Source organism: Flavobacterium sp. SOK18b, from assembly GCF_014156605.1.
Classification (GTDB): domain Bacteria; phylum Bacteroidota; class Bacteroidia; order Flavobacteriales; family Flavobacteriaceae; genus Flavobacterium; species Flavobacterium tiangeerense.
This window is the reverse complement of the sequence record NZ_QKNZ01000039.1, coordinates 1-8,029: the sequence shown is the minus strand read 5'-3', so window position 1 is coordinate 8,029 and position 8,029 is coordinate 1. Positions and strand designations below refer to the sequence as shown.

The window sequence follows — 8,029 nt, the reverse complement described above, 5'->3', positions numbered from 1 at the left end:
CTATAACGGTATCTCTTGGTTCAATAACATCATTGTTTAGATTTCCATCAGCTTTAAAAACAAGTAATTCAGCCGAGGTAATTACTGTATTTTTAGATCTTGAATTTTCCTCACAACAAGAACAAACTTTGTGTAGATCAGAAGGCATAATAATTACATTACCTTTTCCTTTATTGATAATCCTAAATTGTATTTTCATATTGTTATTTATTATTATTATTATTATTAAATAGTTTATTTTTAGTTTGATATGATATCGTATCAATTATAAGGATTACAAGAGCTTATAGTTGAACCTGATCCACTAGGTATAACAACACCGTTTTCTACATATATATAGCTCCAGTTAAACTCTAAACCAACTTGATCAGCTTGGCCTTCAAAATCATAGATATTACCATTAAAAAAAGTTGTTCCAAATTCAGTTGTATAATGAAAATTAGTTAGAGGGTCTACCCAAGCTGTAACAACATTACCACAAGGAGATTCAAATTTATTAGAAATTTGAAGTCTAGCTCCACCAGGTACTCCATTTGTAATAGTATATACATCTGAATCTAATAAATCCCCAATAGTATCAATTAATTTTAATAAAGTCCCAACAGGTAATTCAAGATAAATTAAATTAGCAGCAGTCATAGTACCATTAAAGTAAGCAACAGTAAAAACACTTTCTCCGGGTTTCATATACTCTAAAGCTAAACCTGAGTAACCACCACAAGTAAATTGTCTATTAGCAACTTCAGGGTGTACTTGAAAAGTCATTATATCATTATCAAAATTTATAATAGCACCTACTTTATTAAGTCCACCATAATTAGGAGGACAAGAGCTAAAAAGAGTAGTAGCTATGCCATCAGTTACACCATTTAATACTTCAATAAATTGCCACTCATATTCATCAAAACCTGAATTGCTATTAGTCATAAAAGTATGTAGATTACCACTATAAACTTCAGAACCAAATTCACTAGTGTAATAAATATTAGCAGTAGTATCTAGCCATAAATTTGGAATTAAAAGTCCACAAGGGTCATCAAAATAAGTAGTTTGTTGAACTCTATTTACGTACTCACATTCTTCTGTTTGAGTTAGTATAGGTGTACCACCTCCATTACTAGCAGGTGTTATAACATAACGAGTTCTAGTTGTATAACCATCTACACTGCAAGGAGACCAGCCTTCCCAATCACTCACTACAGCATCAACAGGAGTAGGAGGAACAATTATAGGTGTACACTCACGAGTCTCACTTAATACGGGCGTTGTACCTCCATCACTAGCAGGTGTTATAACATAACGAGTTCTAGATTGAAAACCATCTACACTACAAGCACTCCAATCAGTCCAATTACTAACTACAGCATCAACAGGAGTAGGGGGAACAATTATAGGTGTACACTCACGAGTTTCACTTAATACGGGCGTTGTACCTCTGCCACTAGCAGGTGTTATAACATAACGAGTTCTAGATTGAAAACCATCTACACTACAAACACTCCAATCAGTCCAATCACTCACTACAGCATCAACAGGAGTAGGGGGAACAATTATAGGTGTACACTCACGAGTTTCACTTAATACGGGCGTTGTACCTCCACCACTAGCAGGTGTTATAACATAACGAGTTCTAGATTGAAAACCATCTACACTACAAACACTCCAATCAGTCCAATTACTTACTATTGCATTAACAGGTAATGGGGTATGATCTTCTACTTCATTGTACTCTATCCAAACATCTGCATCAGTATCCATTTTAATATAATTTAAGGAATTGACATATTCGCATATCTGTTCCTCTAAGCTTCCATTTCCTGATAAATCAGAAGAATATACTTTTATTACCTTCGAAAAATTGTTTTGTATATCTGAATTAAAATCTTTCTTTTCTTCCTGAATACCTACTGCTATCATTTTATGTTTTTTTAGTGGTTTTAAACCAATTTTAAACTAACGTGTTTTGTGTTTTTTGTCTTGAAAAGTAAGGTCTCCAATCAACAGGTATTTTTTTTATCATACCCTCGTGAACATTTACAACAGTTATTTGCTTATTATTTTTATTTGAAACAAATGATGGATTTTTTGCTGCCATTTTAGCTGCAGAAATAGTTTTCGTTTGGAGTATAAAATTATCTGGTTTATTAACCGCTACTGGAAATAGCGTAATTAAATACATGTCTACAAAACTATCTGGCTTATTTATTTTAAGTCGTTTATACCATTGTTTATAATAAGCTTCAACGAAATCTAATTGCCTAATAGCTGTCATTTTTCTTAACGTCGCTGTAGTTGTTCCTAAATCTTTTGCAGCTGCAGCTCCTATCTGTATTAAACCCGTATATCCTGCCCTATTAGTAATTGCTGGATTAAATGTCCCTCCTGTTTCTAGATACATAACAAACATGAGCCAGTTTGGATCTATACTAAGATTCAAAGACACTTGAATTACTTTTTTTATAAAATCAACTCTTACAGAAAGAGGTACTTTGCTTTCAAAAATTAATGCCATGGTGATTTAGTTATAATTTTTTTCAAATTTTTTGTAGCCGTAATAGGCAGCTATTCCTATTAGTATTATGCCACCTGTCCCGATGGCAAATCGTTTTTTTGGAAAGAGAATTTTTTTAATCTACTTAACCATGACGATAAATATTCGCCGCCTATTTGATTATAATGCTCGTTTCTAGCTCGCTTTATTTTATCAAATAGTTGTTTTTGATTTACAGAGTTAATTGCTGATACTGTTTGCGGTCCAATATCTCCGTCAATTTTTAGGTTCTTTCTAAAATCATTTCTTAAAATTTCCTGAACCATTTTACCTATTGGACTTTCTCCAGAATTTATTGCGTGATCTGTAATTAGGTTAGCAATTGACTGATTGTTCATACGATCTGCATGTACATCGTCCCAAAAATATTTTTTGAACAATACTTTTGCTTTTTCTTTTGTAATAGCTTTCATGTCGGCAACCGTAGGAGGTCTGCCAATTATATCTTCATAAAAACGAGCAGAGATCCCGTAATTAGTCCCTACATTTTGACCTAAAGAGTTGTAGTTGCCACCATCCTTTGAAAGTTGTTGATATCCACCTTCAATTTTTTGAAGTATTGGTATAAATAAATTGAAATTTGCCATTTTAATTTTGATTAATGTTTTTATAATTGCCTTTTTGCTACCCAAATTATTATGAGTAGCAATTGGCAATCTCACGCAATGAAAGAGTACTTGAAAAAAGTATTTTTAAATTTTTGCTTTGATAGTTTTTTTTGAACTTAAATTCTTATAAGCATAGACACCAGTAGCGCCAATACCTAACCATAACCACCAGTTTATTTTATTTTTGTCTCCTTTACTGTTTGTTTTAGGAGCTGAATTATTTGTTCCAGTATCAATGTTTTTTTTGGGAATAGTAATAACCAGCTCTGGGAGCTCAGTTGTTTTACTTTTCATATAAATTGTTTTTGGTAAATCACTTGCTACGTACGTTAGATCACCCATACCAACATAAGTAATAGTTACAATCGCTTTAGCATCTGTGTTTTTTATATAAAAAAAACCTGCACTGTTTGTTTGAGTTGTTGGAACTCCATTAACTTTAACATTTGCGAGAGGCAATACGTTACCATATTCATCAATAACAATAGAACTGAAGGTTGACGTAGTTTTTTGAACGCCTTCATTCACTGGAATATTATTAAAATTATTTTCTAATATATTTACGCTATCTACTGGAAAAAATGACTGATAATTAGCATCAGTTCCCATTATATATGATTCATTAAAAACTGAATATATTCTCATTTTTTTAGATTTTGGCGTTAATAGTGTCGTCTTCAGCAGTTCCATATATTATTGCTGCTAACAATATCCATACTAACCAAGGTTTCTTTTTATTAAAGACTTTATTTGTAGAAATAGAAGTTTTTAATTCAGGTGTCTTTGGAGTAAAATCGACGTCTTCTTCTACAAACCTCATGTTGGTTTTATTATCAATAACTAATTGTGCTTGTTTATCGTAAAAACTTACACATTGGCGGTTGTTTTCTGACATAATTATAAATGATATGGATATTTGTTTCTTAAAATTGTATAGTCCTTTAGAGATAGTTCTTCAATCAACCATCCTTTTAAATTCACTTTTGGTAAAGGCGAAAACGGATTAAAACTATACTGATTTCCTGTAGTAGCATTATATGGCAAAGAACCAAAAGCTGTTACTACTTGGGCGAATTGTGATTGAGTAACTGTTTTTAAAACCTCAAGAATTGCTTCTTCTTCTGTTCCGCTATCTTTCATAGCTTGGTAAAGTCCATTAGCAACATTTTTAGCATTAAAAACAAATTGTGTAGGGATCGAATTTCCATTACCTGTGGGATCGTCGCTACTTTCGGTTTTTTTTCTTATAATTAAGCTTAAAAGCAACAATCCTCCAGCAACACCAGCTGCAATTTTTATGTTTTGTTCGGTTTCTAATGTCATAATAGAAGAAGTTAATGTTTATTGAAAAAAAGCGCCACCTAACAAAAAGGATAACTGCTGGATTTGATAGCTAGTAAATTGATTAAAGCACCATTCCTCTAGGTTTAAATCACCAGCAAGCAATGTTCCTCTTTTGTGGCCAAAAGCATTATATACTCTTACAAATCCGTTATAATTTAAACCAGTTAATTGTCTTGCTACATTCTCAAAATCGTTTGTAAACATTCCTATTGAACCGTAAATAGCATCCGCTCTAGATTTAGCTTGTGCATAGCTTACATTACTTTGTGGATAAGAAGTGTTTTCTTTCCTCTTCACAAACCTATTTGAATAGATACGGTATCCAAAATATCCAACGCCAATAACAGTAAAAAGTTTAATCAAAAACGGAATCGCTTCAGCTGATTTTTCGATCACTTTGACACCTGCAACTGCGGCAACTGGATTACCTAATTTTGATTTTTTTGAATTCATTTTTTATAAAAATTTTTGAAGCATTGCAAATTTCAGATCGCTAGACAAATAGGATATTGCTTTGGGAGATTTTATCAACTTTAAAACCCTTTGAAGTTGATCAGTAGGTAATTGATTTACTTTTTCGATTGCTGTTTTTCTCGTTACTAGCTCCATATCAGAAACAGCACTTACAACTACATTAGATTGAGCCATTTTGGTTTTGTATTAATATTTTTAATTGACTTACGAATGATTCATTATTAATAAAGTGACATACTGAACCAAGAAAATTGACCTGTTGATCATTAAGATTTTCAGAAACAAATTCTAAAAATTGTCGATGTGTTTCAGACATATCAGGAGATCCTAATACACCTGCAGTTTGAGGTAAAGCACCTGTTTTCATTGCAACAAAACTGCTAATGAGTTCAGGTGCTTTATCCATTAATGTTTGAAAAGCAGGAGAATCGAATGCTGATTTATTCTCAGACCTAACGAATTGAACGGCCAACTCTTTTTGACCTTCGGCTATCGACAATTTTGTTAATGCATCCCTATGATCCGATACAAGTAAGTTGTGAGTATTCTTCAACTCTTTATACTCATCTTTAAGATCTGAATATTGCTCTTCTTTAATCTTTAAAAGATCTGCTTTAGATTGCATTCCAAGAACTTCGGCAAATCCTAAACCGAAAAAATTTTGTGGTCCAGGACTTCCTAAAAAACTAGGTGGATTATTATACTGAGGTATAATGTTAGGGGTAACTACAGGTTGCATATTTGTATCTGGATAATTTTGAGATTGATTAGGTTGATAGTTATTAGGCGATACTTCGATTTTGCAGTGTCCTTCTTTTTTTGAGCTAGAACCATATTGTGTTCGCATTTCAATCCAAACTAAAACAGGTTTTGTTATTGCACCTAAATTATTTTTTATGAAATTTTCAATGTCTTCGTTCTCTATATCTTTTAAATAAATTTCCTTTTCAGGTGTAATAGATTCTCCTGTTTCTTGATTCGTAATATTTATAAACCTTTTGGGATTACCTTTTAAAAAACTATGTATATTGGCTATGTTACTCATAATTATTGCGTGATTTTGAGTTAAATGATTTCTCCGTAGCCTATGTATAGGATGCGTGTTTTAGATTTGTCTTTTTCAAAAGTTATTGGAATAGCGTTTTGAAGTACAAGATTCAAGTAAACTGAATATGTTTCTCCAGGTGCTATTAATCGTCCATCAAGATTTACTGTTGAAGTTCCTTTATTTTGAAAAGTTGGATTAACCATTCCAGCTAATGAAAAAGCAGAATGGTTTTCTGTGATTACTTTATTTTTTAAATTTCCACAACTTTCCATCTGACTATACTTTAGGCTTTTCGATCATAAACAATACTTGAGCAGAGATTTCTTGCGTAGCTGAAATTGATGTAGCTACTAGTCGAGCTTCAAATGTTCTTCCTGCAGGGAAATCAACAGGTCTTAAACTATCTTTATATGTCCCACCTGCGGTTTTTTCAGAGAAACGCACATCAGATGGTTTTATGACTTCTGTATTGTTCTGTAAAACCGATAAATTTATAATTCTTGCTTCAACGTTTCCCGCTAGAACTACTCCTATAGCAACCACGTTTCCATCCGGTAAAAAAACTTTTTCACTTCCCGTTGCTGTGTTTGCCATTATTGTGACATCTACTGTTGTGTAATCGTATTTTATTTCTTCCATGTTTTTAAATAATAAAAAAAGCCTTGCCTAATGCAGACAAGGCTTTTAAAGTTTGGTTCAATGGTTTTGGTTTTATTATGCTTTGATAGTGGTTTGCAAACCGTTAAAACGTATATATACATAGTGTTTTACAGAAGCATCAAGAGCTACAGTTGGTGGAAATTTTAACTGCATGGTAATCGTTTTGTCATCAGCTAAGTAACGTAACGCTTTTAATTGAGTATATTGATCATTTACATTTTGCCCTGCAGCTAAGTTGTGTAAATCCGAAACTGGCATTCTTAAAACTTCTCTACCATTTTGAGTTACTATAAATAATGCGTTCAACAATGCCGTTGGTGCCGCACTGTTATATGACAAAGATCCCTCTTTACCGTCAGCAGCATCGCTTTTATATCCTATAGATATTTGATCAAAAACGAAAGCCCTACCTGTTTGTAAAATATTTTTGTCAAATGAGCAAATACCATCGATTCTTTGAGTTGTAGCGTCAATTAAGTCAATCGTTCCTCCACCTGAAATTTGTTTTTTGATGTCAAGAATTTGAGGGTCTAAACTAGTTTTGCCCGATCCGAGATCTCCTGTAAGCTGGGCAGATAATTGTGATGTAACTAAAGCTAAAAAAGCTAATACTGTGTGAAAAAAAACTGTGTTAAACATAATTGTTTGGTTTAATGGTGATTTAATTTTGTTTTAATTTTAATTTTTGGAATTGATTAGAGTTAAATTTAAACTCCTGTAAAAGAGTTGCTCATTGCTGGTAATTCTTGTGGTCTATCCCACATTGCAGAACTGTCACCTTGCCAAGAAGAACCTAATGTAGGTGCTAAGCTTAATTCAGTATGACCTACAACTGCGTTTACAAATCGATTAGTAGCAGTTGAACTTTCCTTAACTGGAATAGCTGCTGCTAATGAATCTGATACTTCATCATACAATTGTTTTACTCCTGCGCCTATCAAGGCATTTTGTCCCGCCTGAGAGAGGGTTGTTTTTGGATTGATACAAGCTGCAAGGGCGACAGCGCCAAGGCCTATAATGTATCTTTTGTATGAAGCTACAGATTCGGGCATAAGAGCGCTAACTCCGTCTCCTACTTTAGCCCCTACAACAAGTGCTCCTGCCATAGTGGCTGCACTTGATAACGATTTTCCAGTTGGTTTTGTGAACATTTTAAATTTAGATTAGTGGTTATTTTCTTTTTGGTTTTTTAAAATAAGAATTTTGCTGCGAGCAAAAGAGCTCCGCCTATTGCTATTGTACCAGTACTAGATTTTTTTTCAGGAAGTGTAGTTGTAACATTTCCATTTTCATTTCCAGTATTTTGGTATTGTGTATTTGAATTTTGTTGTTGTTGTTGTTGTT

General features: G+C 33.1%; 14 protein-coding genes. All 14 read right to left on the bottom strand.

The window, feature by feature from the left end:
- Positions 1 to 199 (bottom strand): hypothetical protein (locus DNC80_RS07715; RefSeq protein ID WP_182650585.1); only part of this gene is annotated, 199 nt, incomplete at its 3' end.
- A 62-nt stretch (positions 200 to 261) separates the two neighbouring features.
- Positions 262 to 1,917: a thrombospondin type-1 domain-containing protein gene (locus DNC80_RS07710; protein ID WP_182650583.1), complete on the bottom strand. Its 1,656-nt coding sequence runs from the start codon at positions 1,915 to 1,917 to the stop codon at positions 262 to 264.
- Between the two features lie 31 nt (positions 1,918 to 1,948).
- Positions 1,949 to 2,512 carry a hypothetical protein gene (locus tag DNC80_RS07705; RefSeq protein WP_182650581.1) on the bottom strand — a complete coding sequence of 188 codons (564 nt, stop codon included), beginning with the start codon at positions 2,510 to 2,512 and terminating at the stop codon, positions 1,949 to 1,951.
- A 65-nt stretch (positions 2,513 to 2,577) separates the two neighbouring features.
- Positions 2,578 to 3,138 carry a glycoside hydrolase family 108 protein gene (locus DNC80_RS07700; protein WP_182650579.1) on the bottom strand — a complete coding sequence of 187 codons (561 nt, stop codon included), beginning with the start codon at positions 3,136 to 3,138 and terminating at the stop codon, positions 2,578 to 2,580.
- Positions 3,139 to 3,243: 105 nt separating this feature from the next.
- Complete coding sequence (locus DNC80_RS07695) at positions 3,244 to 3,804, bottom strand: hypothetical protein (protein WP_182650577.1); 561 nt, start codon at positions 3,802 to 3,804, stop codon at positions 3,244 to 3,246.
- A gap of 4 nt (positions 3,805 to 3,808) precedes the next feature.
- Complete coding sequence (locus DNC80_RS07690) at positions 3,809 to 4,054, bottom strand: hypothetical protein (protein WP_182650574.1); 246 nt, start codon at positions 4,052 to 4,054, stop codon at positions 3,809 to 3,811.
- Positions 4,055 to 4,056: 2 nt separating this feature from the next.
- Positions 4,057 to 4,482 carry a hypothetical protein gene (locus DNC80_RS07685; protein WP_182650572.1) on the bottom strand — a complete coding sequence of 142 codons (426 nt, stop codon included), beginning with the start codon at positions 4,480 to 4,482 and terminating at the stop codon, positions 4,057 to 4,059.
- Positions 4,483 to 4,500: 18 nt separating this feature from the next.
- Positions 4,501 to 4,956, bottom strand: a complete 456-nt coding sequence (locus DNC80_RS07680) for a hypothetical protein (RefSeq protein ID WP_182650570.1) — start codon at positions 4,954 to 4,956, stop codon at positions 4,501 to 4,503.
- Positions 4,957 to 4,959: 3 nt separating this feature from the next.
- On the bottom strand, positions 4,960 to 5,151 hold the full coding sequence (locus tag DNC80_RS07675) for a hypothetical protein (RefSeq protein ID WP_182650568.1): 192 nt from the start codon (positions 5,149 to 5,151) through the stop codon (positions 4,960 to 4,962).
- Positions 5,138 to 6,022 (bottom strand): hypothetical protein, encoded by an 885-nt coding sequence (locus DNC80_RS07670; protein WP_182650566.1) that lies wholly within the window; start codon positions 6,020 to 6,022, stop codon positions 5,138 to 5,140. Before DNC80_RS07670 ends, DNC80_RS07675 begins: the two co-directional genes overlap by 14 nt.
- 20 nt (positions 6,023 to 6,042) lie before the next feature.
- Positions 6,043 to 6,297 carry a hypothetical protein gene (locus tag DNC80_RS07665; protein ID WP_182650564.1) on the bottom strand — a complete coding sequence of 85 codons (255 nt, stop codon included), beginning with the start codon at positions 6,295 to 6,297 and terminating at the stop codon, positions 6,043 to 6,045.
- A 4-nt stretch (positions 6,298 to 6,301) separates the two neighbouring features.
- Positions 6,302 to 6,664: a hypothetical protein gene (locus tag DNC80_RS07660; RefSeq protein ID WP_182650562.1), complete on the bottom strand. Its 363-nt coding sequence runs from the start codon at positions 6,662 to 6,664 to the stop codon at positions 6,302 to 6,304.
- 75 nt (positions 6,665 to 6,739) lie between these two features.
- Positions 6,740 to 7,324: a hypothetical protein gene (locus DNC80_RS07655; RefSeq protein ID WP_182650560.1), complete on the bottom strand. Its 585-nt coding sequence runs from the start codon at positions 7,322 to 7,324 to the stop codon at positions 6,740 to 6,742.
- Between the two features lie 68 nt (positions 7,325 to 7,392).
- Positions 7,393 to 7,836: a hypothetical protein gene (locus tag DNC80_RS07650; RefSeq protein WP_182650558.1), complete on the bottom strand. Its 444-nt coding sequence runs from the start codon at positions 7,834 to 7,836 to the stop codon at positions 7,393 to 7,395.
- Positions 7,837 to 8,029 lie beyond the last annotated feature (193 nt).